This is a genomic window from Enterobacter sp. 168J2 (assembly GCF_034107265.1).
GTDB classification, from domain to species: Bacteria; Pseudomonadota; Gammaproteobacteria; order Enterobacterales; family Enterobacteriaceae; genus Enterobacter; species Enterobacter nematophilus.
This window is the reverse complement of record NZ_JAWNEB010000012.1, coordinates 69,243-95,775: the sequence shown is the minus strand read 5'-3', so window position 1 is coordinate 95,775 and position 26,533 is coordinate 69,243. Positions and strand designations below refer to the sequence as shown.

Here is a 26,533-nt window from a genome sequence, read left to right as displayed (position 1 = left end):
TTTAGCATTCTGACGAAAATGGCGGGTGGCGCTTGCGCTTACCCGCCGATTTCGTAAACGCGTTTAACAGAAGAGTGATTTATGGCTGCAACCAAGCCTGCATTTAACCCTCCGGGTAAAAAAGGTGACATGATTTTCGGCGCGCTGGTCAAACTGGCTGCGCTGATTGTGCTATTGCTGCTGGGCGGCATTATCGTGTCTCTGATTTTCTCCTCCTGGCCGAGCATTCAGAAATTCGGTTTCTCCTTCCTGTGGACCAAAGAGTGGGACGCGCCGAACGACATCTACGGTGCGCTGGTGCCAATTTACGGTACGCTGGTGACCTCGTTCATCGCCCTGCTGATTGCGGTTCCGGTAAGCTTCGGTATTGCGCTGTTCCTGACTGAACTGGCACCGGGCTGGCTGCGTCGCCCGCTGGGTATTGCCATCGAACTGCTGGCGGCCATCCCAAGTATCGTATACGGCATGTGGGGCCTGTTTATCTTTGCGCCGCTATTTGCTACGTACTTCCAGGAGCCGGTGGGTAATGTTCTCTCTGCCGTTCCGTTTGTGGGGGCCCTGTTCTCTGGCCCGGCATTCGGTATCGGTATTCTGGCGGCAGGTGTGATCCTCGCCATCATGATTATTCCGTACATTGCGGCGGTGATGCGCGATGTCTTCGAACAAACTCCGGTGATGATGAAAGAGTCGGCCTACGGCATCGGCTGCACCACCTGGGAAGTTATCTGGCGCATTGTCCTTCCGTTCACCAAAAATGGGGTGATCGGCGGCGTGATGCTGGGCTTAGGTCGCGCTCTGGGTGAAACCATGGCGGTTACCTTTATCATCGGTAACACCTACCAGCTCGACAGCGCCTCACTCTATATGCCGGGTAACAGTATTACCTCCGCGCTGGCAAACGAATTTGCCGAAGCGGAATCCGGGCTTCACGTCGCAGCGCTGATGGAACTGGGTCTGATTCTGTTCGTTATCACCTTCATTGTTCTGGCGATTTCCAAGCTGATGATCCTGCGTCTCGCGAAAAATGAGGGGGCACGCTGATGGCAACGCTCGAAATGCAAAGCACCGCTCGGCTTGCGGAATCCCGCCGTAAAATGCAGGCGAAGCGTCGTTTCAAAAACCGCATTGCACTGACGCTTTCCATGGCAACGATGGCGTTCGGCCTGTTCTGGCTGATCTGGATCCTGATGTCCACCATCACCCGCGGTATTGATGGAATGTCTCTGGCACTGTTCACCGAGATGACGCCGCCGCCAAATACGGCGGGTGGTGGTCTGGCGAACGCCCTGGCGGGCAGCGGCCTGCTGATCCTGTGGGCGACCGTTTTCGGTACGCCGCTGGGCATCATGGCGGGCATCTACCTGGCGGAGTACGGGCGTAAGTCCTGGCTGGCAGAGGTGATTCGCTTCATTAACGACATCCTGCTTTCTGCTCCGTCTATTGTCGTGGGCCTGTTTGTTTACACCATCGTGGTCGCGCAAATGGAACACTTCTCCGGCTGGGCGGGCGTGATTGCGCTGGCGCTGCTGCAGGTGCCTATCGTCATTCGTACCACCGAAAACATGCTGAAACTGGTGCCGGACAGCCTGCGTGAAGCGGCTTACGCGCTGGGTACGCCGAAATGGAAAATGATTTCTGCAATCACCCTGAAAGCGTCGGTCTCCGGGATCATGACCGGTATTCTGCTGGCTATCGCCCGTATCGCCGGTGAAACGGCACCGCTGCTGTTTACTGCCCTCTCCAACCAGTTCTGGAGCACGGACATGATGCAGCCGATCGCCAACCTGCCGGTGACGATCTTTAAATTTGCGATGAGCCCATTCGCGGAATGGCAGCAGCTGGCCTGGGCCGGGGTGCTGATCATCACCCTTTGCGTACTGTTGCTGAACATTCTGGCGCGCGTCATTTTCGCGAAGAAGAAACACGGTTAATTTTTTACGGCGCGGCAGCTCGCGGCGCCGAATGAGGAAATGAGTCAATGAGTATGGTTGATACTGCCCCGGGTAAGATTCAGGTTCGTGATTTGAACTTCTACTACGGCAAATTCCATGCCCTGAAGAATATCAACCTGGATATCGCCAAGAACCAGGTCACGGCATTCATCGGTCCGTCCGGCTGTGGTAAATCCACGCTGCTGCGTACCTTTAACAAAATGTATTCGCTCTATCCGGAGCAGCGCGCTGAAGGTGAAATTATCCTGGATGGCGAAAACATTCTGACCCAGGCCCAGGATATCGCCCTGCTGCGTGCCAAAGTGGGCATGGTGTTCCAGAAACCGACGCCGTTCCCGATGTCCATCTATGACAACATTGCGTTTGGCGTTCGCCTGTTTGAGAAGCTCTCCCGTGCCGATATGGACGAGCGCGTGCAGTGGGCATTGACCAAGGCCGCATTATGGAACGAAACCAAAGATAAGTTGCACCAGAGCGGGTACTCTCTCTCCGGTGGTCAGCAGCAGCGTCTGTGCATTGCGCGTGGTATCGCCATTCGTCCGGAAGTATTGCTGCTGGATGAGCCGTGCTCGGCGCTGGACCCGATCTCAACCGGTCGTATTGAAGAGCTGATCACCGAGCTGAAGCAGGATTACACCGTGGTTATCGTGACCCACAACATGCAGCAGGCTGCGCGTTGTTCCGATCATACGGCGTTTATGTACCTGGGCGAGTTGATTGAGTTCAGCGATACGGATGCGCTGTTCACCCGGCCCGCGAAGAAACAAACCGAAGATTATATTACTGGCCGCTACGGTTGATTTGCCTTAGTGCATGTGGAGAAACCATGGACAACCTCAATCTTAATAAACACATTTCAGGCCAGTTCAACGCAGAGCTGGAAAGCATCCGCACCCAGGTGATGACCATGGGCGGCATGGTTGAGCAGCAGCTTTCTGATGCGATTACGGCGATGCACAACCAGGACAGCGAGCTGGCGAAGCGCGTCATTGAAGGCGACCACAACGTCAACATGATGGAAGTCGCCATCGACGAAGCCTGCGTGCGTATCATCGCCAAGCGTCAGCCGACGGCGAGCGACCTGCGTCTGGTCATGGCGATCATTAAAACCATCGCCGAGCTGGAACGTATTGGTGACGTTGCGGATAAAATCTGCCGCACCGCGCTGGAGAAGTTTTCTCAGCAGCACCAGCCGCTGCTGGTGAGCCTGGAGTCGCTGGGCCGCCACACCGTGCAGATGCTGCACGACGTGCTGGACGCCTTCGCGCGCATGGATCTGGACGAAGCGGTCCGTATCTACCGTGAAGACAAGAAAGTGGACCAGGAGTATGAAGGTATCGTGCGCCAGCTGATGACCTACATGATGGAAGATTCCCGTACCATCCCAAGCGTGCTGACGGCCCTGTTCTGCGCGCGCTCTATCGAGCGTATCGGCGACCGCTGCCAGAACATTTGCGAATATATTTTCTACTTCGTGAAGGGTCAGGACTTCCGTCACGTGGGCGGCGACGAGCTGGACAAGCTGCTGGCGGGTAAAGATCCGAAAGAGTAATTTTTACCCTCACCCTAACCCTCTCCCACAGGGAGAGGGGACAATTCGGTTTTCTCCCTCAGCGAGTAATGTCCCACCCGCGCGTCTTCCACAACTCTGGCAACTGCGCCAGATCGGTAAAGGTCGTCACTTTTGGATGATCGATCGGCTTGTTGTGCGGATCGGCGCAGAAGTAAAACACCTCCATCCCCGCATCAATCCCCGACTGCGCGCCCGCAGACGAGTCATCCACCAGAATGCAGTTCTCCACGTTGACGTTCATCGCTTTCGCCGCATGGAACATCAGTGCCGGGTCTGGCTTCCAGCGCTGGATATCGTAGCCGCTGAACAGTTTTTCCGGGAAGTGGTGCAGCATCTCAAGCTTGCCCAGTGAATGCTGCATTTTGCTGACCGGACCGTTGGAGACCACGCAGATTGGCACCGTCATCGCATCCAGCAGCGCGTTAGCCCCGGAGATCACCTCTAGTTCGGAGTCGAACAGGCGTGCGACCTCGGCGCGGTACACCGGTTCCAGATCCGCTTTTGCCAGAGCCACCCCGTGTTCCTGGTTAATGATGTCGATGATCTCGTAGAGCTTCACGCCTTTAAAGCGTTTGAACACCTCTTCGAGCTCCAGCGTAATGCCAAATTCCTGGAACATGGTGACATACGCGCGGGAACAAATGACCTCACTGTCGACCAGCGTACCGTCGCAGTCGAAAAATACCGCTTCAATTCCGGACATGCCTTTCCCTTTTAACAAGTTTAACGTTTTCGTACGGCAGTTCGCCGGGACGCAATCGTTGCCGTATAAGCAAAATCAATGAAAAAAGTATCACGTAACCGCCACTATTGTCGCATTTTGGTATAGGATAGCGACGAATTTTCCCTCCTTGTTCGGAAATTGATGATGAGTCAACAACACACTACCCAGACATCTGGTCAGGGTCTGCTTGAGCGCGTGTTTAAACTGCGCGAGCACGGCACAACGGCACGCACCGAAGTGATCGCCGGTTTCACCACCTTCCTGACGATGGTCTATATCGTTTTTGTGAACCCGCAAATTCTGGGCGTCGCTGGCATGGACACCAGCGCCGTCTTTGTAACCACCTGTCTGATTGCGGCGCTTGGCAGCATCCTGATGGGTGTGTTCGCTAACCTGCCTGTGGCGCTGGCACCCGCTATGGGCCTGAATGCGTTCTTCGCGTTCGTGGTGGTTCAGGCGATGGGTCTGCCGTGGCAGGTCGGTATGGGCGCTATTTTCTGGGGTGCGGTTGGCCTGCTGCTGCTGACCATCTTCCGCGTGCGTTACTGGATGATTGCGAACATTCCGGTGAGCCTGCGAGTGGGCATCACCAGCGGTATCGGTCTGTTTATCGGCATGATGGGGCTGAAAAACGCCGGTGTGATCGTGGCGAACCCGGAAACGCTGGTGAGCATCGGCAATCTGACCTCTCATAACGTGCTGCTAGGCGTGCTGGGCTTCTTTATTATCGCGATCCTGGCCTCCCGCAACATTCATGCCGCGGTGCTGGTGTCCATCGTGGTGACCACCCTGCTGGGCTGGATGCTGGGCGACGTGCACTATAACGGTATCGTCTCCGCGCCTCCGAGCGTCTCTACTGTGATTGGTCACGTTGACCTGGCGGGTTCCCTGAACCTGGGCCTCGCGGGCGTGATCTTCTCCTTCATGCTGGTCAACCTGTTTGACTCCTCCGGTACGCTGATTGGCGTGACCGACAAAGCGGGTCTGGCGGACGAGAAAGGCAAATTCCCGCGCATGAAGCAGGCGCTGTATGTGGATAGCATCTCTTCCGTGGCGGGTTCTTTCATTGGCACCTCGTCTGTTACCGCTTACATTGAATCCTCTTCCGGCGTGTCCGTGGGCGGCCGTACCGGCCTGACGGCGGTGGTGGTGGGTATCCTGTTCCTGCTGGTGATCTTCCTCTCTCCGCTGGCGGGTATGGTTCCACCATATGCGGCTGCCGGCGCGCTGATTTACGTGGGCGTGCTGATGACGTCGAGCCTGGCGCGCGTGAAGTGGGATGATTTAACCGAAGCGGTACCGGCGTTTATTACCGCCGTGATGATGCCGTTCAGCTTCTCGATCACCGAAGGTATCGCGCTGGGCTTTATCTCTTACTGCGTAATGAAGATCGGTACCGGCCGCTTCCGCGAACTCAGCCCGTGCGTGATTATTGTGGCGCTGCTGTTTGTGCTGAAGATTGTGTTTATTGACGCCAAATAAACAGCAAGCCCTTTTCTTCGAAAAGGGCTTTAGTGTTTGTTCCCTCTCCCCGTGGGAGAGGGCCAGGGTGAGGGCATCAGGCCGCAGCGATCTTACGCCTTCACCCGCTTAATATAATCCCCAAACGCCGTCAGCTGGCCAGAGAGATGGTCACGCGTGCTCTGATCCACCACCTCACCCGTCTGCGGGTCGACCTTGTTCTGAATCACACCGCCCATAAATTCCGGCTTGTTCATCACCATCGCATCCAGGAACACCAGGATCTGGCGCAGGTGATACTGGCAGCGCGCGCCGCCAATCGCGCCCATAGAGCTGGTCTGGATCAGCACCGGTTTGCCGGACAGGGGCTGCTCAGGTAAACGGGACAGCCAGTCGATGGCGTTCTTCAGGCCACCCGGAACCGAGTAGTTATACTCCGGCGTGACAATGACCACACCGTCGGCCTGGCGGATCTGCTCGGCTATCGCCTCCACGCTCTGCGGGAACCCCTCTTCCTGCTGGACATCTGCGTCATACAGCGGGATATCGCCAATTGATGGCAGGGCGCTAATTTCCATACCTGCCGGGGCCAGCTGCGGCAGCGTGCGGGCAACCATTCCGTTAAATGAACCTTTGTGCAGGCTTCCCAGTAACGTAACTACTTTCAACGTATCAGACATGATTACTCCTGTTTCATCATGATGACCCTGATTGGATCAGCTATGGGTAAATGCTTTTTCTGCCGGTAAACTGGTTAAACGCATCAGGCGTGCGGCGGGCGCGTTGGCGCGCTCGGGCACATCCGGAAGGCTACTCCATCCCTCTTTACTGTCAAATTCCCAAATCTTTAGCCGTTCGATGGCAGGGCTGACTGCAACAGACCATATCAACACATCTTCTGCATCGCTGAGCGCCTCTACAAGCGTGGCTTTAGCGGCACGCAGGCGTCCGGAGCCTGGCAGCAATTGCAACTGGCTGGCGTCGTCTGAAGCGCATCCGCAGAGCTTGCGAATGCTCTGGCGCAGGGTGATGAGCTGGGCTCTGGCCTCGACGGCGTCGTTCTGGTTGCGTACCCACAGCTTTTCATTGCTGGAGAGCGGGTAGTCATCGTGCGGGCTTGCGCCGTGGAAGCCCCGCGTCGCACGCTGAAGCTCCATATCCAGCCCGCAATCCCCTTCGGTGGTCAGCGCCACGCCAATGATATTGCCCGTATAGGCAATGGAAAAACGGGGGAGTTCCGGGTCAGCAAAGACCGGGCGGCCTTCTGGTTGCGTGACGATCTCCGGCAGTTCGCTGGTGCCGTACAGCATAAACAGCAGTTCTGCGAGAAGTGCTCTGGAGGCTAAAAACCGCGTCCTGCGATGTTCGGGGAGTTTGAGCGCCTCACTGTGACAGGCTGAAGAGAGTCTGGCCGATACGAGACGTCCTTCTGTAAGTATCCCTCTTGCAAAGTGCGTTGCCATTTTTCGCTCCTTGATAATGGTCGTAATCGGTTAAACGGTTACATGATTATCGCTTAACTTGACTCCTGTTTTAATCAGTAAATGAGAGTAAGAGAAGCCTGAGCGCCGAACTTTACATTTTCTTAGGCAAAAATTGGATCGCTGCCACCGTACAACGCCTTGATGGTCTCCCGCAGCCAGAGAATTTTCGGATTATGGCTGTTCCGCTTATGCCAGATCAGCGTGAAGGGAACGGTCAGCTTTTCAGCCTGCGCTTCGTCAATGGGTATAGGAAGCGCGATCAGCTTCCGCTGGTGGAGTTCATTGTAGTGGCGACAGTAGTGGGGAGCCGTGGCGATATAGTTATGGCCGGGCTGCGCCGCCATAAACATCGACTGCTCAAAGCCCGGCAAACACATGGCAATGTTTCTCTCCCGCCCCATCTCTTTTAGCACCTCATCCAGCGCCCAGGTGTCGCTCCGTTCCCAGAAGATACTGATATGGGGATAGCGCAGGAAGGTCTCCAGATTCCACTCCTCCTGCAGAGCGGGGTGATCCTCACGTAAATAGACGTATGGACGGTCGCTAAACAAGATTTCGTAGTCGATAAACCACGGCATCAGCTTCAGCAGTTCACGCGAGCGCGGATGGGTTTCGCGACCGGTGAAACCAACGTCCACTTCCCCGCGCGTAATGGCGTCCAGCGAGTCGTAATCCCAGTGACGCACCTTCACCGTCGCCTGCGGATAGCGCTGATTCACCTGCTCCAGCAGGGCGTTAAAGCGGATGAGCATCAGCGGCGTTTCGGCGGCCAGCACGAACGTTAGCCCGCCAGGCGAATCATGGTGAGATTTATCGAGGATCTGATTACCAATCTGCATCCAGTCGGCCAAATCCTGCTCCAGGCTGACCGTCAGCGGCGTGGGCAGCAGCCCTAACGGCGTTTTGACAAACAGCGGGTCGTCAAACCAGTCGCGCAGCCTGGCCAGCGATTTACTCACCGCCGACGGCGTCACGTTCATCCGCTTCGCGGCTTTGGTGACGCTGCGCTCCTGCAGCAAAAGCTGCAGGCAAAGCAACAGGTTAAGATCGAGACTGCTGATGGGCTTCTTCATACTGTGCCGCGGGCTGGATGACCATAAGTAAGGTGATGCAGACTATGCTACAGCCAATCAGAATCCCGATCAGCATATTGAGCGCGTTAAGTCCGATGACCGCCGCCAGCCATATCCACAGAGACGAGCCGCAGACCTGCGCGATCCCCAGCACCGAGCTTGCCACGCCTGCCCGCAGCGAGAACGGGCCGAGCGCCTGGCTCATCGCCACGCCAAAGCCAACCGAGAACCCGGCACAGATGAGGGTAATACCTGCCAGCATCAGCGCATGCGAGCTGGTGGTTGCCAGAACCACGCCTGCGGCGAGAAACAGCACCTGAGAGGTCAGCATCAGCGTGCGCTGGCGGAAAAGATTCAGCGCAAAGGGAGTGGAAAATGAGACGGCCATACTGACCATGGCGGTTAATGCCATCACCGTTGAATACTCACCGCGATCGAAACCCATGGTCTCCATCAGCAAAACCGGGGAAACGTTTACATACGTCAGGATCACCACCACGCTTAGGGTCGTCACGGCCAGACGGCTGAGGAAAAAGCGGTTGAGAAGCTTCTCGGCCGGGTGAATGGTCGCGGTATGGCTGGGATTCTGCGAGCCCGGGTGAGTCTCTTTCAGCACGGCGATTGACAGGATAAACACCAGCGCGCCCATGGCGGCCATGGTCCAGAACAGGCTCTGCCACGGGAATTTCAGCATAATCAGATAGCCCACGACCGGGGCCAGCACCGGGATGATGCAGGTTATCCCGTTCAGCATGGAGAGCACTTTGGCACGGCGCTGGGCGCTTAAGGTGTCGCGCAAAATGGCAAACGCCACCACGTAACAGCCGCCGGCTCCAATGCCCTGGATGAACCGTCCCGCCAGGAATACGGTGCTGTTCTGCGCCTGTGAGCAGAGAAGAGAGGCCAGGGCAAAGATGATGGCGCCGGTTATTGCGACGGGCTGACGGCCAGCCTTATCCGCGATCTTCCCGGCAAAGACCATCGATGACGCCATCCCCGCGAGGTAGGCCGAAAACGCGATGTGCAGCTGCGCTTCGCTGGCACACAGATCGCGTGCGATGTGCGGTAATCCCACCAGATACATATCAATACCCGACGGATAAAGCAGAACTAATGCGAAACTACAAAACAGAAAACGCGCCATAAACCCCCCATAAATGCAGGCATGCAGAATAGGGGGTGAAAAGGGTTTAGGCGAGTTGCCATTTGGACAATGGTGATTTCCTGAGGGGAAATCACCATGAATTAGCGGAAACTATTTACCAATACAGAAGCTCGAAAAGATCCTTCCCAGCAGATCGTCCGACGTAAACTCTCCGGTGATCTCGCTCAGATTCTGCTGCGCCAGACGCAGCTCTTCCGCCAGCAGTTCACCCGCCCACGCGCCAATCAGCTGTGCTTTGCCCTGGTCAAGATGGCGTGCCGCCTCTTCCAGCGCCTGCAGGTGACGACGACGCGCCAGGAAGCCGCCTTCCATGCTGGTATCAAAGCCCATGCTCTGCTTGAGATGGTTGCGCAGGTCGTCCACGCCTTCACCGGTACGCGCCGACAGGCGAATCAGTGAGTGACCATTCACATCGCTGATACCCAGCGTTTCGCCGGTAACATCTGCTTTGTTACGCACCACGGTGATCGGCAGCTTAGCCGGCAGACGGGCGATAAAGTCCGGCCAGATCTCCGCCGGGTCAACGGCGTCGGTCGTAGTGCCGTCCACCATAAACAGCACGCGGTCGGCTTGTTCGATCTCCTGCCAGGCGCGCTCAATACCGATGCGTTCCACTTCGTCGCTGGCATCGCGCAGACCGGCGGTGTCTATGATGTGCAGCGGCATCCCGTCGATGTGGATATGCTCGCGCAGCACGTCGCGGGTGGTACCGGCAATGTCGGTCACGATCGCCGCTTCACGGCCCGCCAGGGCGTTCAGCAGGCTCGATTTCCCGGCGTTAGGGCGACCAGCAATGACGACCTTCATCCCTTCACGCAGCAGGCTACCCTGGCGCGCTTCGGCGCGTACCGCGTCGAGATCGTTCATCACCTGGTTGAGCTGGGCTTCGATTTTACCGTCTGAGAGGAAGTCTATCTCCTCGTCCGGGAAGTCGATAGCCGCCTCCACGTAGATCCTCAGGTGAGTAAGTGCTTCCACAAGATGATTGACGCGCGCGGAGAATGCCCCCTGCAGCGAGTTAAGCGCGGAGCGGGCCGCCTGTTCGGAGCTGGCGTCGATCAGGTCTGCAATCGCCTCGGCCTGCGCCAGGTCGAGCTTGTCGTTCAGGAAGGCACGCTCGGAGAACTCGCCCGGCTTCGCAATGCGCAGGCCTGGCAGGGTGAGAATACGTTTTAACAGCAGGTCGAGGATAACCGGGCCGCCGTGGCCCTGCAGTTCCAGCACGTCTTCGCCGGTAAAGGAGTTCGGGCCGGGGAACCACAGCGCAATGCCCTGGTCCAGCGGCGTGCCGTCGGCATCTTTAAACGGCAGGTAATCAGCGTAGCGCGGCTTTGGCAATTTACCCAGTACCGCTTCAGCCACCTCGCGCGCCTTCAGGCCGGAGATACGCAGAATGCCTACACCACCGCGTCCCGGTGGGGTTGCCTGGGCGACGATAGTGTCGTTATGGCTCATGGTTGGTCTCGTTCAATACAAATAAAAAAGGCGGTCAATCGACCGCCCTTATTTTAGCGTTAACTTACCGAATCAGGACTTTTTCTTTTCGCGGCTATGCAGGCCACGTTTTTCCAGACCACGGTAAATCAGCTGCTGCTGGATGATGGTCACCAGGTTGCTGACGATATAGTACAGCACCAGACCTGACGGGAACCACAGGAAGAACACGGTGAAGATGACCGGCATAAAGGTCATGATCTTCTGCTGCATCGGGTCGGTCACGGTGGTTGGCGACATCTTCTGGATGAAGAACATCGTCACGCCCATCAGGATCGGCAGGATGTAGTACGGGTCCTGTGCGGAAAGGTCATGGATCCACAGGGCGAACGGCGCGTGGCGCAGCTCAACGGAACCCATCAGCATGTAGTACAGCGCAAGGAAGATTGGCATCTGAATCAGCAGCGGGAAGCAACCACCCAGCGGGTTCACTTTCTCTGCTTTATATAGGGCCATCATCTCCTGGCTCTGACGCTGCTTGTCATCGCCCAGACGCTCACGCATCGCCTGAATCTTCGGCTGCAGCATGCGCATCTTCGCCATGGAGGTGTACTGCGCTTTGGTCAGCGGGTACATGATGCCACGCACGATGAAGGTGATAACGATGATGGAGAAGCCCCAGTTACCCAGGAAGCTGTGGATGAACTTCAGCAGCTTAAACAGCGGCTGAGAGATGAACCACAACCAGCCGTAATCAACAGTCAGATCCAGGTGCGGCGCGACGGCAGCCATTTTGTCCTGGATTTCCGGGCCGACCCACAGGGTGCTTGCCAGCTTACCGGTTTGACCCGGCTGAACCAGAACCGGCTGTGATTTGTAGCCGATGGCTGCAATACCGTTGCCCAGGTTCGCGGTGTAGAAGTTATTCGTACCGTCGTTATTCGGGATCCACGCGGTCGCGAAATACTGCTGCAGCATTGCTACCCAACCGCCTTTGGAGCTGACGTTCAGGTTTTCGTTATCGGCAATGGTGTCGAATTTGTATTTCTCGTACTTCGCGTCAGGCGTGGAGTACGCCGCGCCACGGAAGGTATGCAGCGCAAAGTTGCTGCTTCCGGTGTCACGGTGTGACGGCAGATTGATGGACTGCTTCAGCTGACCGAAGGTAGACAGTTCCAGCGGTTTCGCACCGGCGTTCTGTACGCTGTAGCCCACGTTCACCGCATACTCACCGCGTTTCAGAGTGAAGGTTTTGGTGAAGGTGTTGCCTGCCGCGTCGGTGTAGGTCATCGGGATAACGAGTTCGTTCTGGCCGTCAGCCAGCACAAAGGTGTCGTTCTCGACGTTATACAGTGGACGCGCACCGTTAGCCGGGTTATCCGGGCCATCACGACCGGTCAGGCCGCTCTGCGCCTGATACAGGAACTCCGGTGTGGTTTCCAGTAACTGGAACGGTTCGGTAGACTTCAGCTCTTTCGGGTAGGTCAACAGCAGCGCCTGCTCAACATCACCACCACGGGTGTTGATAGTCAGCTCAAGCACATCGGTCTTAACCGTAATCTGTTTCCCCTGGCCACTGGCCGGTACGCCCTGGTCGGCGGCGCTACCCGCTGCGGTGGTCGTGGTCTGCGTGGTCTGCTGCTGGGGTTGAGGATTTTTATCCTGCTCCCATGCCTGCCAGATCATGAAAGACACGAACAACAAAGCGATGATAAGAAGATTGCGTTGCGAATCCATCGTTAGTGTTCTCTGGTATCAAAAGGTCCTGGGGGGACGGGGTCGTCTCCACCTGGGTGTAAAGGGTGGCATTTTAATACGCGTTTCACCGTCAACCAACTGCCTTTTATCACTCCAAACCTGCGCAATGCCTCAATTCCGTAGCTTGAGCATGTTGGTGTGAAACGGCAGTGTGGCCCGAGTAGCGGACTAATCAGGCGTTGATAGACCCGAATGAGGGCTATCAGGACCCGTGAGCCAGGCGACAGTGGCGGCGCCATAATTTTTCCAACGCTTCCGAGAGAGCACGGTTATCGAGGTCGGCAACCCCCTTTTTAGCCACCACCACGAAGTCCATAGAAGGCAGTTCGTGCTGACGTAAACGGAAGCTTTCACGCGTCAGACGTTTAATCCGGTTGCGTTCATGCGCACGCTTAACGTTTTTCTTAGCGACTGTGAGACCGATGCGGGGATGCCCCAGCGAATTTTGGCGGCCGAGGATGGTGATTTGCGGCGTGCCAGCCCGTTGTGGCTGCTGGAAGACGAAAGTGAAATGAGTGGGAGTTAACAAACGTAACTCCCTGGGAAATGCTAGCTTAACCACTCAGGGGTTAGCTTTATTACTTGGAAACGGTCAGACGAGCGCGGCCTTTAGCACGACGACGTGCCAGAACCTGACGACCATTTTTAGTAGCCATACGAGCACGGAAGCCGTGAGAACGGTTGCGCTTCAGTACAGACGGTTGAAAAGTGCGTTTCATGGCGATTTCTACCTAAACTTGAAAAAATTCATGACTTTTGCGGATGCCCGACCGAGTTTCGAATGACGGACGCCGAAGCCGTGGGTGATTAAAGAGGCCGGATTGTAATAATTGTACACTCCGGAGTCAATTCTCTTTCCTTATTTCCCGCGTATTTCCGCACGATTTCGCGTGGAAAATGAGCAACGGACGACGCAGGAAGATGAGCATCACGCGCCGGGTCGAGGATTATACGGCCTCGCCAACAAAGCGCAAGGATCGTCCCGGATCTTCGTTAGATCATTTAAGCAATAAATTGTCGCTGCTCATTAAATTTTCCAATATGCGGGCTAAATCGCGGGGCACTCGCGCCAGGATCGTTTACACTTACCCGGTTTCGGATCTTCCTGTGGATAAATCGGGAAGAATCTGTGAGAAACAGAAGATCTCTGGCTCAGTTTACGCTATGATCCGCGGTCCCGATCGGGATCCCAGGATCCTGGTCAGGATAAATTGCAGATAGCAATTCGCACGTCCCCCTTTACACAGGGTCATGTCGATGTGCGCCAACAATCATGAATATTCAATAGTTTTCTTTTATTGTTCGAGTGGAGTCCGCCGTGTCACTTTCGCTTTGGCAGCAGTGTCTTGCCCGATTGCAGGATGAGTTACCAGCCACAGAATTCAGTATGTGGATCCGCCCGTTGCAGGCGGAGCTGAGCGATAACACGCTGGCTTTGTATGCGCCAAACCGTTTTGTGCTCGATTGGGTAAGAGACAAGTACCTTAATAACATCAATGGCCTGCTGAACGATTTCTGCGGGTCAGATGTTCCACAGCTGCGTTTTGAAGTGGGCACAAAGCCGGTCACCCAAACCGTTCGTGAAACCGTCAATGTAGCCGCGCCCGCTCAGGCTGTTCCGGCTCCGGCGCCTCGCGTTGCACCCGCTCGTCAGGGCTGGGATAACGTTCCTGCACCCGCAGAGCCAACCTACCGCTCTAACGTTAACGTGAAACACACGTTCGATAACTTCGTTGAAGGTAAGTCGAACCAGCTGGCGCGCGCGGCGGCCCGTCAGGTTGCCGATAACCCCGGTGGTGCTTACAACCCGCTGTTCCTCTATGGCGGCACGGGTCTCGGTAAAACCCACCTGCTGCATGCGGTAGGTAACGGCATCATGGCGCGCAAGCCCAACGCGAAGGTGGTGTATATGCACTCCGAGCGCTTCGTTCAGGACATGGTAAAAGCCCTGCAAAACAATGCGATCGAAGAGTTTAAACGCTACTACCGTTCCGTTGACGCGCTGCTGATCGATGACATCCAGTTCTTTGCCAATAAAGAACGATCGCAGGAAGAATTTTTCCACACCTTCAACGCCCTGCTGGAAGGTAATCAGCAGATCATTTTGACCTCGGATCGTTATCCAAAAGAGATCAACGGCGTTGAAGATCGTCTGAAATCCCGCTTCGGCTGGGGCCTGACCGTGGCGATCGAGCCACCGGAGTTGGAAACCCGCGTCGCGATCCTGATGAAGAAAGCCGATGAGAACGACATTCGCCTGCCGGGTGAAGTGGCGTTCTTCATCGCCAAGCGTCTGCGCTCCAACGTGCGTGAGCTGGAAGGGGCGCTGAACCGCGTTATCGCCAATGCCAACTTTACCGGTCGTGCGATCACCATCGATTTTGTGCGTGAAGCGCTGCGTGATTTGCTGGCATTGCAGGAAAAACTGGTCACTATCGACAATATTCAAAAGACGGTGGCCGAGTACTACAAGATCAAAGTGGCAGATTTACTGTCTAAACGTCGTTCCCGCTCGGTGGCGCGTCCGCGTCAGATGGCGATGGCGCTGGCAAAGGAGTTAACCAACCACAGCCTGCCGGAAATCGGCGATGCGTTTGGTGGCCGTGACCATACGACCGTGCTGCACGCTTGTCGCAAGATTGAGCAGTTACGCGAAGAAAGCCACGACATAAAAGAAGATTTTTCCAATCTAATCAGAACATTATCATCGTGACGCTATGAAATTTACCGTTGAACGTGAACATTTATTAAAACCGCTGCAACAGGTGAGTGGCCCATTAGGCGGCCGCCCAACGCTGCCTATTCTCGGAAACCTGCTGCTTCAGGTCGCGGACGGTACGCTGTCGCTGACCGGTACAGATCTGGAAATGGAAATGATCGCGCGCGTTACGCTGACGCAGCCGCACGACGCGGGCGCGACCACGGTTCCGGCACGTAAATTCTTTGATATCTGCCGCGGGCTGCCGGAAGGCGCTGAAATCGCCGTGCAGCTGGAGGGCGACCGTATGCTGGTGCGCTCTGGCCGCAGCCGTTTCTCGCTCTCCACGCTGCCAGCTGCGGACTTCCCGAACCTGGACGACTGGCAGAGTGAAGTTGAATTTACCCTGCCGCAGGCGACGATGAAGCGTCTGATTGAAGCCACGCAGTTCTCTATGGCGCATCAGGACGTGCGTTATTACTTAAACGGCATGCTGTTCGAAACCGAAGGGGAAGAGCTGCGTACCGTGGCGACCGACGGCCACCGTCTGGCGGTCTGTTCTATGCCGATTGGCGACTCGCTGCCAAACCATTCGGTGATCGTGCCGCGTAAAGGGGTGATTGAGTTGATGCGTATGCTCGACGGCGGCGACACGCCGCTGCGCGTGCAGATCGGCAGCAACAACATCCGCGCGCATGTGGGCGATTTTGTCTTCACATCGAAGCTGGTTGACGGTCGTTTCCCGGATTATCGCCGCGTGTTGCCGAAGAACCCGGACAAAACGCTGGAAGCGGGCTGCGATAGCCTCAAGCAGGCCTTTGCCCGTGCCGCGATCCTCTCCAACGAGAAATTCCGCGGCGTGCGCCTGTACGTGAGTGAAAACCAGATCAAAATTACCGCTAACAACCCGGAACAGGAAGAGGCAGAAGAGATTCTGGACGTCACCTACGCCGGGGCTGAGATGGAAATCGGCTTCAACGTCAGCTACGTGCTGGACGTGCTCAATGCACTGAAATGCGAGAATGTGCGCATTCTGCTGACCGACTCCGTTTCGAGCGTACAGATTGAAGATGCCGCATCACAGTCGGCTGCATATGTTGTCATGCCAATGAGACTGTAATGTCGCTCACCCGTCTGTTGATCCGCGACTTTCGCAATATCGAAAGCGCGGATCTCGCTTTATCCCCCGGCTTTAACTTCCTGGTTGGCGCGAACGGCAGCGGCAAAACCAGCGTGCTGGAAGCCATCTATACGCTCGGCCACGGTCGGGCGTTTCGCAGTTTGCAGATTGGTCGCGTCATTCGCCACGAGCAGGAATCCTTTGTTCTGCACGGGCGTTTGCAGGGGGCGGAGCGGGAAACCGCCATCGGCCTGACCAAAGACAAGCAGGGCGACAGCAAGGTACGCATCGACGGCACCGACGGCCACAAGGTGGCGGAGCTGGCGCTGCTGATGCCGATGCAGCTGATTACGCCGGAGGGGTTTACTTTACTCAACGGCGGCCCCAAATACAGAAGAGCGTTCCTCGACTGGGGATGCTTTCACAACGAAGCCGGATTCTTTAACGCCTGGAGCAACCTGAAGCGCCTGCTCAAGCAGCGTAACGCCGCGTTGCGCCAGGTCACGCGCTACGCCCAGCTGCGTCCGTGGGACATGGAGTTAATCCCCCTCGCGGAACAAATCAGCCGCTGGCGTGCCGAATACAGCGCAGGTATTGCCGAAGATATGGCCGACACCTGCAAACAGTTTTTACCCGAGTTCTCTCTCACCTTCTCCTTCCAGCGCGGCTGGGAGAAAGAGACGGATTATGCCGAGGTGTTAGAGAGAAGCTTCGAGCGCGATCGCATGTTGACCTACACCGCGCACGGCCCGCACAAGGCGGATTTCCGCATTCGTGCCGACGGTGCGCCGGTGGAGGACACGCTGTCGCGCGGGCAGCTCAAGCTCCTGATGTGCGCGCTGCGCCTGGCGCAGGGGGAGTTCCTCACCCGCGAGAGCGGACGGCGCTGCCTGTACCTGATAGATGATTTTGCCTCGGAACTTGACGACGCGCGGCGCGGGCTGCTTGCCAGCCGCTTAAAAGCCACTCAGTCGCAGGTTTTCGTCAGCGCCATTAGCGCTGAACACGTTATGGACATGTCGGACGAAAATTCGAAGATGTTTACCGTGGAAAAGGGTAAAATAACGGATTAACCCAAGTTGAAATGAGCGAGAAACGTTGATGTCGAATTCTTATGACTCCTCCAGTATCAAAGTCCTGAAAGGGCTGGATGCGGTGCGTAAGCGCCCGGGTATGTATATCGGCGACACGGATGACGGCACCGGTCTGCACCACATGGTATTCGAGGTGGTAGATAACGCTATCGACGAAGCGCTCGCGGGTCACTGTAAAGACATCGTGGTTACCATCCATGCGGACAACTCCGTCTCCGTCACCGATGATGGCCGTGGCATTCCGACCGGTATTCACCCGGAAGAGGGCGTTTCCGCTGCGGAAGTGATCATGACCGTTCTGCACGCAGGCGGTAAGTTCGACGATAACTCCTATAAAGTTTCCGGCGGCCTGCACGGCGTAGGCGTTTCCGTAGTAAACGCCCTGTCGCAGAAGCTGGAGCTGGTTATCCAGCGCGAAGGCAAAATTCACCGTCAGATCTACCAGCACGGCGTGCCTGAAGCCCCGCTGGCCGTTACCGGCGATACCGAGAAAACCGGTACCATGGTGCGTTTCTGGCCGAGCCTCGAAACCTTCACTAACGTCACTGAATTCGAGTACGACATCCTGGCGAAGCGCCTGCGTGAACTGTCGTTCCTGAACTCCGGTGTCTCTATTCGCCTGCGCGACAAACGCGACAACAAAGAAGACCACTTCCACTACGAAGGCGGTATCAAGGCGTTCGTTGAGTATCTGAACAAGAACAAAACGCCAATTCACCCGAATATCTTCTACTTCTCCACCGAAAAAGACGGTATCGGCGTGGAAGTGGCGCTGCAGTGGAACGACGGTTTCCAGGAAAACATCTACTGCTTCACCAACAACATTCCACAGCGCGACGGCGGTACTCACCTTGCGGGCTTCCGCGCGGCGATGACCCGTACCCTGAACGCCTACATGGACAAAGAAGGCTACAGCAAAAAAGCGAAAGTCAGCGCCACCGGTGACGATGCCCGTGAAGGCCTGATTGCCGTGGTTTCCGTGAAGGTGCCGGATCCGAAGTTCTCCTCACAGACTAAAGACAAGCTGGTCTCTTCTGAGGTGAAATCGGCGGTTGAGCAGCAGATGAACGAACTGCTGAGCGAGTACCTGCTGGAAAACCCGAACGACGCGAAAATCGTTGTGGGCAAAATTATCGATGCGGCGCGTGCCCGTGAAGCGGCGCGTAAAGCCCGTGAAATGACCCGTCGTAAAGGCGCGTTGGACCTGGCTGGCCTGCCAGGCAAGCTGGCTGACTGTCAGGAACGCGACCCGGCGCTGTCCGAACTCTACCTTGTGGAAGGGGACTCCGCGGGCGGTTCTGCGAAGCAGGGCCGTAACCGTAAGAACCAGGCGATTCTGCCGCTGAAGGGTAAAATCCTCAACGTTGAGAAAGCGCGCTTCGACAAGATGCTCTCCTCTCAGGAAGTGGCGACGCTCATTACCGCGCTGGGCTGCGGCATTGGCCGCGATGAGTACAACCCGGACAAGCTGCGCTATCACAGCATCATCATCATGACCGATGCGGACGTCGACGGCTCGCACATTCGTACGCTGCTGTTGACCTTCTTCTATCGTCAGATGCCTGAAATCGTTGAGCGTGGCCACGTCTACATTGCACAGCCGCCGCTGTACAAGGTGAAGAAAGGCAAGCAGGAACAGTACATCAAAGATGACGACGCGATGGATCAGTATCAAATCGCGATCGCGCTTGACGGTGCAACCCTGCATGCGAACTCCAGCGCTCCGGCACTGGCAGGCGAGCCGCTGGAGCGTCTGGTTTCCGAGTTCAACGCCGCGCAGAAAATGATTGGCCGTATGGAGCGTCGCTATCCAAAAGCGCTGCTGAAGGAGCTGGTCTATCAGCCAACCCTGACCGAAGCCGATCTGAGCAACGAGCAGACCGTGACCCGCTGGGTAAACGCTCTGGTGAGCGAGCTGAACGAGAAAGAGCAGCACGGCAGCCAGTGGAAGTTCGACGTTCAGCAGAATGCGGCACAGCAGTTTGAGCCGATTGTTCGCGTGCGTACTCACGGCGTCGACACCGACTACCCGCTGGAGCACGAATTCGTAACCGGCCCGGAATACCGCCGTATCTGCACCCTCGGCGAGAAGCTGCGCGGCCTGATCGAAGACGATGCTTTCATCGAACGTGGCGAGCGTCGTCAGCCGGTAGCCAGCTTCGAGCAGGCGCTGGACTGGCTGGTGAAAGAGTCCCGTCGCGGTCTCTCTATCCAGCGTTATAAAGGTCTGGGCGAAATGAACCCGGATCAGCTGTGGGAAACCACCATGGATCCGGAAAGCCGTCGCATGCTGCGCGTCACCGTGAAAGACGCGATTGCTGCCGACCAGCTGTTCACGACCCTGATGGGCGATGCGGTAGAACCACGTCGTGCCTTCATTGAAGAGAACGCGCTGAAAGCGGCGAATATCGATATTTAATGCCGTTACACTGCGATAAAAGCCGCGCTTCAGCGCGGCTTTTTTATGGGCGCAGGAAGGTCCAGCGACATCACCTCCGGTAAACGGCTCGCCAGCGTGTCTATAGCCATTCGCACCCTCAACGGCAGATGAGGCGTTTGCTGCCAGACGGCATGAACGTTGAAGTGTACATCCGGCGCCTGCTTCATGAGCGGGACGAGTTTTCCCTGATGAATTTCTTTGATGACCATCCAGCAGGGCAGCCAGGCAATGCCGTGTCCGGCCAGCGCAGCGTCGCAAATAGCCTGTAAGTCATCCATATTGAGTGAGGAACGGGGAGTAAAGGTATGCGACGTCCTTTCGTCATCCATCAGCTGCCAGGGCAACACTCGGCCCGCGCGCAGATAGTTAATCGCCGTATGCTGGGGTAAATCATCAACGCGATGTGGCTGGCCTTTCTTCTGCAGGTAAGCCGGCGCGGCGCACAGCACCATGCGGTGCTCTCCCAGCTTTCTTGCCACCAGCACGCTGCTGTCCTGCAGCGTGCCGTTACGTACCGCCATATCGAAGCCTTCCTCCACCAGATCCACCACGCGGTCGCTGAATGACATTTCCAGTTCAAGTCCGGGGTGTTCCTGCGCCAGCGCGATCAGCAGCGGGGCGACGCACTGGCGGCCAAACAGCACCGGCATGGCAACGCGCAGGCGGCCACTGACCTGCTGTTTCCCGGTTTCAAGCTGCGATTCCGCGCCACGAATCTCCTCCAGAGCGCGCAGGCAACGTTCATAAAAAAGGGCGCCGTTATCGGTCAGCCTCTGGCTGCGGGTGGTGCGTTGAAAAAGACGAACTCCCAACCGCTGTTCGAGGCGAGCGATGCTTTTTCCTACCGCCGAGCGTGACAAATGCAGGCGAATGGCGGCCTGCGCAAAACTTCCCGCCTCCACGGCGGCCACAAAAACAGGAATATCCTTCAGCGTATCGGACATAGATTGTCTCTGTTATGGCGTCAATAAGGGGAAAACTTATCGCCACTGGAGAATGTGAGTCAACGGTAGACTGTCATTACTGAAGCTTATCTGATGGCAGGAGAAAAAAAATGACAGAGACAATGCAGCGCTGGTCAATGAACGCCCTCGGGCGCGAGAATCTTAAGCTCGTTGAGGAACCGGTTCGCCAGCCCGGCCCGGGTGAAGTGCGCGTTCGGGTGAATGCCGTTGCGCTCAACTACCGCGATAAAATGGTCATCGAAGGCACGATGCCGATTCCGCTTTCCTTCCCCTTCACCCCGGCGTCTGACATGGCGGGCGTGGTGGACAGCGTGGGTGAAGGTGTTACGCGCTTCAAGCCCGGCGCTCGCGTTATTTCAACCTTCTTCCCGGGGTGGATAGAAGGTAAACCGCAGGCGGACGCGCGCAATTTGCCCTATAAGACGTCCGGCGGCTATTTCCAGGGAATGCTCGCCGAGTATGTGATTGTGAATGAAAACGCGCTGGTGGCCTCCCCGGAAACCCTGAACGACGAAGAGGCCAGCACGCTACCCTGCGCGGGGCTTACCGCCTGGTTCGCGCTGGTGGAGCGCGGTCAGCTACGCGCCGGGCAATCGGTGCTGGTGCAGGGGACGGGCGGCGTGGCGATATTCGCCCTGCAAATTGCAAAAGCGCACGGAGCGGAGGTGTTTGTCACTTCGGGGAGCGAAGAGAAACTGGCGCTCGCCAAAACGCTGGGGGCCAGCCACGGCATCAACCGGCTGAAAGGCGACTGGGCTGAAGATGCGCTGATGCTCACGCAGGATCGCGGCATCGACCATATTATCGAAACCGTGGGTGGCGAGAACCTGAAGCACTCCCTGCGCGCCGTTGCCGTTCACGGGCGTATCTCAGTGATTGGCGTGCTGGCCGGGACTGACATTTCGCTGCCTGCTGGCGAGCTGCTGCTGAAATCCCCCGTCATTCAGGGGATTGGCGTGGGGCACCGTCGGGCGCTGGAGGATTTCGTCCGCGCCGTGGATGTGACGGGGCTGAAACCCGTGATTGAGCATCGCTACCGCTTTGACGAGCTGGAACAGGCGCTTGAACACCTCGATCGCGGTGCGTTTGGTAAAATCGTCCTCACCCGCGAGTAGGTCTTTTTTCCCCGGGATAAGCGTAAAAGGGGTGTTTCTGTTGCGCAATGTAGCTCTATTTTTGTGTGCTTAATCGCGTTAGCATGAGGCAGCACTCATTTATCCTGGGGAACTCATGGCTATCAAACTCATTGCAATCGATATGGACGGCACGCTGCTGCTGCCAGACCACACTATCTCTCCTGCCGTTAAAAACGCGATCGCCGCCGCACGCGCGAAGGGCGTGAATGTGGTTCTGACCACGGGGCGTCCGTATGCGGGCGTTCACAGCTACCTGAAAGAGCTGCATATGAATCAGCCGGGCGATTACTGCATCACCTATAACGGCGCGCTGGTGCAGAAAGCCGCAGACGGCAGCACGGTTGCGCAAACTGCGCTGAGCTATGATGACTACCTGTTCCTGGAAAAACTCTCCCGTGAAGTGGGCTCCCACTTCCACGCGCTCGATCGCAATACGCTCTACACCGCCAACCGCGATATCAGCTACTACACGGTGCATGAATCCTACGTTGCGACCATTCCGCTGGTGTTCTGTGAAGCCGAGAAAATGGATCCGGCGACGCAGTTCCTGAAGGTGATGATGATTGACGAGCCGGAGATCCTGGATAAAGCCATCGCGCGCATTCCGGCAGAGGTTAAAGAGAAGTATACCGTGCTGAAAAGTGCGCCGTACTTCCTCGAAATTCTCGATAAACGCGTCAATAAGGGCACCGGCGTGAAATCGCTCGCTGATGCGCTGGGGATTAAGCAGGAGGAAATCATGGCGCTGGGCGACCAGGAAAACGACATCGCGATGATTGAATTCGCGGGCGTGGGCGTGGCAATGGATAACGCCATTCCGTCGGTGAAAGAGGTGGCTAACTTCGTGACCAAATCCAACCTGGAAGACGGCGTTGCCTACGCGATCGAGAAATTTGTGCTGCAGTAACGATTATTTTCAATCATCAGCCTCGGTTATCGACCGGGGCTTTTTTTTTGCGCTGAATTTATTGAATTGTTCTTTTTGTGATCTGTATTGTAGTACAACATTAATTGATTGTACTACATTATCGCCAGAGCAAAGACGAACCATCTCACGTTTGTACTGCAAAAGTGAGGTGAAATTCAGCGGTCGCGGTAAAGTAGTGATGGACATACAGAGCACAAGGACTCTCCATGACTCTCAATAAAACCGATCGCATCGTCATCACGCTGGGCACCCAGATTGTGGGTGGGAAATACGTTCCCGGTTCGCCGCTCCCGGCAGAGGCAGAACTGTGTGAGGAGTTTGAAACCTCGCGCAACATCATCCGGGAAGTGTTCCGCTCGCTGATGGCGAAGCGGCTGATTGAAATGAAACGCTATCGCGGCGCGTTTGTTGCTCCGCGCAACCAGTGGAACTACCTCGATACCGACGTGCTGCAGTGGGTGCTGGAAAACGACTACGACCCGCGGCTTATCGGCGCGATGAGTGAAGTTCGAAACCTGGTGGAACCGGCAATTGCGCGCTGGGCGGCGGAACGCGCAACCTCCGGCGATTTGGCGCAGATTGAGTCGGCTTTAAACGACATGATCGCCAATAACCAGAACCGGGAGGCGTTCAACGAGGCGGACATTCGCTACCACGAAGCGGTGCTGCAGTCGGTGCATAACCCGGTTTTACAGCAGCTTAGCGTAGCGATCAGCTCGCTACAGCGCGCGGTATTTGAACGTACCTGGATGGGCGATGAGGCCAACATGCCGAAGACGCTCCAGGAACATAAAGCGCTGTTCGATGCGATACGGCATCAGGACGGCGATGCGGCAGAGCAGGCGGCACTAACCATGATTGCCAGCTCGACACGAAGGCTGAAGGAAATCACATGACATCTCGCTACATCGCAATTGACTGGGGATCGACCAACCTGCGCGCCTGGCTGTACCAGGGCGAGCAGTGCCTGGAGAGCAGGCAATCAGAAGCAGGCGTCACGCGCCTGAACGGTAAATCCCCCGAGGCGGTGTTAGCAGAGGTCACACAAAACTGGCGCGACAGCGCAACGCCGGTGGTTATGGCGGGTATGGTGGGCAGTAACGTAGGCTGGAAAGTCGCGCCTTATTTGCCGGTTCCCGCTCGTTTCTCCGCTATTGGCGAGCAGTTAACGTCCGTTGGCGACAATATCTGGATTGTTCCCGGTTTGAGCGTCTCTCGCGACGATAACCACAACGTGATGCGCGGCGAAGAGACGCAGCTGCTTGGCGCGCGCGCGCTTTCTCCTTCTTCTGTCTACGTCATGCCCGGCACGCACTGCAAGTGGGTCCAGGCTGACGCTGAGCAAATCCACGAATTTCGCACCGTGATGACCGGCGAACTGCACCATTTGCTGCTCAACCATTCGCTGGTGGGAGCCGGTTTACCTGAGCAGGAATCCTCGCCAGAGGCGTTTGCCGCCGGGCTTGAACGTGGGATCGCTTCTCCTGATGTTTTGCCGCAGCTTTTTGAGGTTCGCGCCTCGCACGTGCTGGGAAGTCTCCCGCGCGAGCAGGTCAGCGAGTTTCTCTCCGGCCTGCTGATTGGCGCAGAGGTCGCCAGCATGCGTGAGTTCATCGCGCACGAGCAGGCCATCACGATTGTCGCAGGCGCATCGCTGACGTCGCGCTACGAGCAGGCGTTCCGCGCCGTTGGGCGTGAAGTTGCAACGGTATCCGGCGACACGGCATTTCAGGCAGGAATAAGGAGCATCGCTCATGCAGTGGCAAACTGATCTTCCCCTTATCGCAATTTTGCGCGGCATCACGCCCGATGAGGCGTTAGCCCACGTCGGCGCGGTTATCGACGCCGGATTCGACGCGGTGGAAATCCCGCTCAACTCGCCCGAGTGGGAAAAAAGCATTCCGGCCGTGGTGGAGGCCTTCGGCGATAGGGCGCTGATTGGCGCAGGCACCGTGTTACAGCCTGAGCAGGTCGATCGGCTGGCAAAGATGGGCTGCAGGCTTATCGTCACGCCCAATATTCAGCCTGAGGTGATCCGCCGCGCGGTGGGTTACGGCATGACCGTCTGCCCGGGCTGCGCCACCGCCACGGAAGCCTTTGCTGCCCTCGATGCGGGCGCGCAGTCGCTCAAAATTTTCCCGTCATCGGCTTTTGGACCGGACTACATCAAAGCGTTGAAAGCGGTATTGCCCGCCAGCGTGCCGGTCTTTGCCGTGGGCGGCGTAACGCCAGAAAACCTGGGCCAGTGGATGAGCGCTGGCTGTACGGGCGCGGGGCTTGGCAGCGATCTTTATCGCGCCGGACAGTCCGTGGAACGTACCGCACAGCAGGCGGCAGCATTTGTGAAAGCGTATCGAGAGGCAGTGAAATGAAAATAACCAAACTCACCACGTACCGTTTACCCCCGCGCTGGATGTTCCTGAAAATCGAAACCGATGAAGGGGTTGTAGGCTGGGGCGAACCGGTGATTGAAGGGCGCGCGCGCACCGTTGAAGCGGCGGTGCACGAGCTGGGTGAATACCTGATTGGTCAGGATCCGGCGCGCATCAACGACCTGTGGCAGGTGATGTACCGCGCGGGCTTCTACCGCGGTGGTCCGATCCTGATGAGCGCCATCGCCGGCATCGACCAGGCGCTGTGGGATATCAAAGGTAAAGTGCTGAACGCGCCGGTCTGGCAGCTTATGGGCGGCCTGGTGCGCGATAAAATCAAAGCCTACAGCTGGGTGGGCGGCGACCGTCCTGCGGAAGTGATCGACGGCATCACGCAGCTGCGCAACATCGGCTTTGATACCTTCAAGCTCAATGGCTGCGAAGAGATGGGCGTTATCGACAACTCGCGTGCGGTAGACCGGGCGGTCAACACCGTGGCGCAAATCCGTGAAGCCTTCGGCAACGAGATTGAGTTTGGCCTGGATTTCCACGGCCGCGTCAGCGCGCCGATGGCCAAAGTGCTGATTAAAGAGTTGGAGCCGTATCGCCCGCTGTTTATCGAGGAGCCGGTGCTGGCCGAGCAGGCGGAGTACTATCCAAAACTGTCTGAACAGACCCACATTCCCATCGCGGCGGGTGAACGTATGTTCTCGCGATTCGAGTTTAAACGCGTGCTTGAAGCGGGCGGGATTGCGATCCTGCAGCCTGACCTCTCTCATGCGGGCGGCATCACCGAGTGCTACAAAATTGCCGGGATGGCAGAAGCTTACGATGTGGCGCTGGCGCCGCACTGCCCGCTCGGGCCGATTGCGCTGGCGGCCTGTCTGCACGTCGACTTCGTCTCCCGCAACGCGGTGTTCCAGGAACAAAGCATGGGAATTCACTATAACAAGGGCGCGGAACTGCTCGATTTTGTGAAAAACAAAGAAGACTTCTGCATGGAAGGCGGTTTCTTTAAACCATTAACGAAGCCGGGCCTTGGCGTGGAAATTGACGAAGCCAAAGTCATTGAGCTGAGTAAAAATGCGCCGGACTGGCGTAATCCACTGTGGCGTCATGAAGATGGCAGCGTAGCGGAATGGTAATCGCCATCCCG

At 56.8% G+C, this 26,533-nt stretch carries 26 protein-coding genes; 15 read left to right on the top strand and 11 right to left on the bottom strand.

Going from position 1 to position 26,533, the window contains the following annotated elements:
* Nucleotides 1–81 precede the first annotated feature (81 nt).
* From pstC to phoU, 4 genes are read left to right on the top strand one after another with little or no spacing between them, the layout of a single operon-like run.
* The gene (gene pstC, locus USG84_RS21240) at nucleotides 82–1,041 is read left to right on the top strand and encodes a phosphate ABC transporter permease PstC (RefSeq protein WP_028014924.1); all 960 of its coding nucleotides are present in this window, start codon (nucleotides 82–84) and stop codon (nucleotides 1,039–1,041) included.
* Nucleotides 1,041–1,931 (top strand): phosphate ABC transporter permease PstA, encoded by an 891-nt coding sequence (gene pstA / locus USG84_RS21235; protein WP_061096725.1) that lies wholly within the window; start codon nucleotides 1,041–1,043, stop codon nucleotides 1,929–1,931. The genes pstC and pstA overlap by 1 nt, the downstream gene beginning before the upstream one ends.
* A gap of 47 nt (nucleotides 1,932–1,978) precedes the next feature.
* The gene (pstB, locus tag USG84_RS21230) at nucleotides 1,979–2,752 is read left to right on the top strand and encodes a phosphate ABC transporter ATP-binding protein PstB (RefSeq protein WP_010426574.1); all 774 of its coding nucleotides are present in this window, start codon (nucleotides 1,979–1,981) and stop codon (nucleotides 2,750–2,752) included.
* Nucleotides 2,753–2,778: 26 nt separating this feature from the next.
* Nucleotides 2,779–3,504, top strand: coding sequence for a phosphate signaling complex protein PhoU (gene phoU, locus USG84_RS21225; RefSeq protein ID WP_003861153.1), 726 nt, complete (start codon nucleotides 2,779–2,781; stop codon nucleotides 3,502–3,504).
* A 58-nt stretch (nucleotides 3,505–3,562) separates the two neighbouring features.
* Here the strand turns inward: phoU and yieH are convergent, their stop codons facing one another.
* Nucleotides 3,563–4,228, bottom strand: coding sequence for a 6-phosphogluconate phosphatase (gene yieH / locus USG84_RS21220; protein WP_151412284.1), 666 nt, complete (start codon nucleotides 4,226–4,228; stop codon nucleotides 3,563–3,565).
* A gap of 165 nt (nucleotides 4,229–4,393) precedes the next feature.
* Between yieH and adeP the strand changes: the two genes are divergently transcribed.
* Nucleotides 4,394–5,731, top strand: coding sequence for an adenine permease AdeP (gene adeP, locus USG84_RS21215; RefSeq protein WP_154643335.1), 1,338 nt, complete (start codon nucleotides 4,394–4,396; stop codon nucleotides 5,729–5,731).
* A gap of 92 nt (nucleotides 5,732–5,823) precedes the next feature.
* Here the strand turns inward: adeP and USG84_RS21210 are convergent, their stop codons facing one another.
* The 9 genes from USG84_RS21210 to rpmH all read right to left on the bottom strand — a co-directional run bounded on the left by USG84_RS21210 (nucleotide 5,824) and on the right by rpmH (nucleotide 13,343).
* Complete coding sequence (locus USG84_RS21210; protein ID WP_253540115.1) at nucleotides 5,824–6,390, bottom strand: NADPH-dependent FMN reductase; 567 nt, start codon at nucleotides 6,388–6,390, stop codon at nucleotides 5,824–5,826.
* Between the two features lie 36 nt (nucleotides 6,391–6,426).
* Nucleotides 6,427–7,173, bottom strand: a complete 747-nt coding sequence (locus USG84_RS21205; protein ID WP_151412285.1) for a 4'-phosphopantetheinyl transferase family protein — start codon at nucleotides 7,171–7,173, stop codon at nucleotides 6,427–6,429.
* 122 nt (nucleotides 7,174–7,295) lie between these two features.
* Nucleotides 7,296–8,267, bottom strand: coding sequence for an HTH-type transcriptional regulator YidZ (gene yidZ / locus USG84_RS21200; protein WP_061096720.1), 972 nt, complete (start codon nucleotides 8,265–8,267; stop codon nucleotides 7,296–7,298).
* Nucleotides 8,236–9,411: an MFS transporter gene (locus tag USG84_RS21195; RefSeq protein ID WP_253540117.1), complete on the bottom strand. Its 1,176-nt coding sequence runs from the start codon at nucleotides 9,409–9,411 to the stop codon at nucleotides 8,236–8,238. Before USG84_RS21195 ends, yidZ begins: the two co-directional genes overlap by 32 nt.
* Nucleotides 9,412–9,522: 111 nt before the next feature.
* A complete protein-coding gene (gene mnmE, locus USG84_RS21190; protein ID WP_048961460.1) occupies nucleotides 9,523–10,887 on the bottom strand; it encodes a tRNA uridine-5-carboxymethylaminomethyl(34) synthesis GTPase MnmE in 1,365 nt (454 codons plus the stop codon).
* 72 nt (nucleotides 10,888–10,959) lie between these two features.
* Nucleotides 10,960–12,603, bottom strand: coding sequence for a membrane protein insertase YidC (gene yidC / locus USG84_RS21185; protein WP_061096718.1), 1,644 nt, complete (start codon nucleotides 12,601–12,603; stop codon nucleotides 10,960–10,962).
* Nucleotides 12,604–12,605: 2 nt separating this feature from the next.
* Nucleotides 12,606–12,863 carry a membrane protein insertion efficiency factor YidD gene (yidD, locus tag USG84_RS21180; protein ID WP_001307474.1) on the bottom strand — a complete coding sequence of 86 codons (258 nt, stop codon included), beginning with the start codon at nucleotides 12,861–12,863 and terminating at the stop codon, nucleotides 12,606–12,608.
* A complete protein-coding gene (rnpA, locus tag USG84_RS21175) occupies nucleotides 12,827–13,186 on the bottom strand; it encodes a ribonuclease P protein component (RefSeq protein ID WP_014072458.1) in 360 nt (119 codons plus the stop codon). The genes yidD and rnpA overlap by 37 nt, the downstream gene beginning before the upstream one ends.
* A gap of 16 nt (nucleotides 13,187–13,202) precedes the next feature.
* On the bottom strand, nucleotides 13,203–13,343 hold the full coding sequence (gene rpmH, locus USG84_RS21170) for a 50S ribosomal protein L34 (RefSeq protein WP_000831330.1): 141 nt from the start codon (nucleotides 13,341–13,343) through the stop codon (nucleotides 13,203–13,205).
* 599 nt (nucleotides 13,344–13,942) lie between these two features.
* Between rpmH and dnaA the strand changes: the two genes are divergently transcribed.
* The 4 genes from dnaA to gyrB are packed head-to-tail and all read left to right on the top strand — an operon-like array spanning nucleotide 13,943 to nucleotide 19,955.
* Complete coding sequence (gene dnaA / locus USG84_RS21165; RefSeq protein WP_032644944.1) at nucleotides 13,943–15,337, top strand: chromosomal replication initiator protein DnaA; 1,395 nt, start codon at nucleotides 13,943–13,945, stop codon at nucleotides 15,335–15,337.
* A gap of 4 nt (nucleotides 15,338–15,341) precedes the next feature.
* Nucleotides 15,342–16,442 (top strand): DNA polymerase III subunit beta, encoded by a 1,101-nt coding sequence (gene dnaN / locus USG84_RS21160; RefSeq protein ID WP_008500170.1) that lies wholly within the window; start codon nucleotides 15,342–15,344, stop codon nucleotides 16,440–16,442.
* Entirely contained in the window at nucleotides 16,442–17,515 is a 1,074-nt protein-coding gene (gene recF / locus USG84_RS21155) for a DNA replication/repair protein RecF (protein WP_045260850.1), read from the top strand. Before dnaN ends, recF begins: the two co-directional genes overlap by 1 nt.
* A gap of 28 nt (nucleotides 17,516–17,543) precedes the next feature.
* A complete protein-coding gene (gene gyrB, locus USG84_RS21150; protein ID WP_061096717.1) occupies nucleotides 17,544–19,955 on the top strand; it encodes a DNA topoisomerase (ATP-hydrolyzing) subunit B in 2,412 nt (803 codons plus the stop codon).
* Nucleotides 19,956–19,984: 29 nt separating this feature from the next.
* Here gyrB and USG84_RS21145 read toward each other — a convergent pair whose 3' ends face one another.
* Entirely contained in the window at nucleotides 19,985–20,920 is a 936-nt protein-coding gene (locus USG84_RS21145) for a LysR substrate-binding domain-containing protein (protein WP_151412286.1), read from the bottom strand.
* 110 nt (nucleotides 20,921–21,030) lie between these two features.
* On the opposite strand from USG84_RS21145, the gene USG84_RS21140 reads away from it, so the two are divergent.
* From USG84_RS21140 to dgoD, 6 genes are all read left to right on the top strand, one after another.
* Nucleotides 21,031–22,056 carry an NAD(P)-dependent alcohol dehydrogenase gene (locus USG84_RS21140; protein ID WP_320738449.1) on the top strand — a complete coding sequence of 342 codons (1,026 nt, stop codon included), beginning with the start codon at nucleotides 21,031–21,033 and terminating at the stop codon, nucleotides 22,054–22,056.
* 115 nt (nucleotides 22,057–22,171) lie between these two features.
* Nucleotides 22,172–22,984 (top strand): sugar-phosphatase, encoded by an 813-nt coding sequence (gene yidA / locus USG84_RS21135; RefSeq protein ID WP_028014937.1) that lies wholly within the window; start codon nucleotides 22,172–22,174, stop codon nucleotides 22,982–22,984.
* A 227-nt stretch (nucleotides 22,985–23,211) separates the two neighbouring features.
* Nucleotides 23,212–23,901 carry a D-galactonate utilization transcriptional regulator DgoR gene (gene dgoR / locus USG84_RS21130; protein WP_003861109.1) on the top strand — a complete coding sequence of 230 codons (690 nt, stop codon included), beginning with the start codon at nucleotides 23,212–23,214 and terminating at the stop codon, nucleotides 23,899–23,901.
* Nucleotides 23,898–24,776: a 2-dehydro-3-deoxygalactonokinase gene (locus USG84_RS21125; RefSeq protein WP_253540132.1), complete on the top strand. Its 879-nt coding sequence runs from the start codon at nucleotides 23,898–23,900 to the stop codon at nucleotides 24,774–24,776. Before dgoR ends, USG84_RS21125 begins: the two co-directional genes overlap by 4 nt.
* Nucleotides 24,760–25,377, top strand: a complete 618-nt coding sequence (locus USG84_RS21120) for a 2-dehydro-3-deoxy-6-phosphogalactonate aldolase (protein WP_151412287.1) — start codon at nucleotides 24,760–24,762, stop codon at nucleotides 25,375–25,377. The genes USG84_RS21125 and USG84_RS21120 overlap by 17 nt, the downstream gene beginning before the upstream one ends.
* Nucleotides 25,374–26,522, top strand: coding sequence for a galactonate dehydratase (gene dgoD, locus USG84_RS21115; RefSeq protein ID WP_151412288.1), 1,149 nt, complete (start codon nucleotides 25,374–25,376; stop codon nucleotides 26,520–26,522). Before USG84_RS21120 ends, dgoD begins: the two co-directional genes overlap by 4 nt.
* Nucleotides 26,523–26,533: the final 11 nt, after the last annotated feature.

Coding starts and splice junctions, on each gene's coding strand:
- yidD (WP_001307474.1), bottom strand. CDS start 12,863: ATGGCGCCGCCACTGTCGCCTGGCTCACGGGTCCTGATAGCCCTCATT.
- recF (WP_045260850.1), top strand. CDS start 16,442: ATGTCGCTCACCCGTCTGTTGATCCGCGACTTTCGCAATATCGAAAGC.
- USG84_RS21125 (WP_253540132.1), top strand. CDS start 23,898: ATGACATCTCGCTACATCGCAATTGACTGGGGATCGACCAACCTGCGC.
- USG84_RS21120 (WP_151412287.1), top strand. CDS start 24,760: ATGCAGTGGCAAACTGATCTTCCCCTTATCGCAATTTTGCGCGGCATC.
- USG84_RS21140 (WP_320738449.1), top strand. CDS start 21,031: ATGACAGAGACAATGCAGCGCTGGTCAATGAACGCCCTCGGGCGCGAG.
- mnmE (WP_048961460.1), bottom strand. CDS start 10,887: ATGAGCCATAACGACACTATCGTCGCCCAGGCAACCCCACCGGGACGC.
- pstA (WP_061096725.1), top strand. CDS start 1,041: ATGGCAACGCTCGAAATGCAAAGCACCGCTCGGCTTGCGGAATCCCGC.
- USG84_RS21145 (WP_151412286.1), bottom strand. CDS start 20,920: ATGTCCGATACGCTGAAGGATATTCCTGTTTTTGTGGCCGCCGTGGAG.
- USG84_RS21210 (WP_253540115.1), bottom strand. CDS start 6,390: ATGTCTGATACGTTGAAAGTAGTTACGTTACTGGGAAGCCTGCACAAA.
- yidZ (WP_061096720.1), bottom strand. CDS start 8,267: ATGAAGAAGCCCATCAGCAGTCTCGATCTTAACCTGTTGCTTTGCCTG.
- phoU (WP_003861153.1), top strand. CDS start 2,779: ATGGACAACCTCAATCTTAATAAACACATTTCAGGCCAGTTCAACGCA.
- USG84_RS21205 (WP_151412285.1), bottom strand. CDS start 7,173: ATGGCAACGCACTTTGCAAGAGGGATACTTACAGAAGGACGTCTCGTA.
- USG84_RS21195 (WP_253540117.1), bottom strand. CDS start 9,411: ATGGCGCGTTTTCTGTTTTGTAGTTTCGCATTAGTTCTGCTTTATCCG.
- pstB (WP_010426574.1), top strand. CDS start 1,979: ATGAGTATGGTTGATACTGCCCCGGGTAAGATTCAGGTTCGTGATTTG.
- dgoR (WP_003861109.1), top strand. CDS start 23,212: ATGACTCTCAATAAAACCGATCGCATCGTCATCACGCTGGGCACCCAG.
- yidC (WP_061096718.1), bottom strand. CDS start 12,603: ATGGATTCGCAACGCAATCTTCTTATCATCGCTTTGTTGTTCGTGTCT.
- adeP (WP_154643335.1), top strand. CDS start 4,394: ATGAGTCAACAACACACTACCCAGACATCTGGTCAGGGTCTGCTTGAG.
- dnaN (WP_008500170.1), top strand. CDS start 15,342: ATGAAATTTACCGTTGAACGTGAACATTTATTAAAACCGCTGCAACAG.
- rpmH (WP_000831330.1), bottom strand. CDS start 13,343: ATGAAACGCACTTTTCAACCGTCTGTACTGAAGCGCAACCGTTCTCAC.
- gyrB (WP_061096717.1), top strand. CDS start 17,544: ATGTCGAATTCTTATGACTCCTCCAGTATCAAAGTCCTGAAAGGGCTG.
- yieH (WP_151412284.1), bottom strand. CDS start 4,228: ATGTCCGGAATTGAAGCGGTATTTTTCGACTGCGACGGTACGCTGGTC.
- yidA (WP_028014937.1), top strand. CDS start 22,172: ATGGCTATCAAACTCATTGCAATCGATATGGACGGCACGCTGCTGCTG.
- pstC (WP_028014924.1), top strand. CDS start 82: ATGGCTGCAACCAAGCCTGCATTTAACCCTCCGGGTAAAAAAGGTGAC.
- dgoD (WP_151412288.1), top strand. CDS start 25,374: ATGAAAATAACCAAACTCACCACGTACCGTTTACCCCCGCGCTGGATG.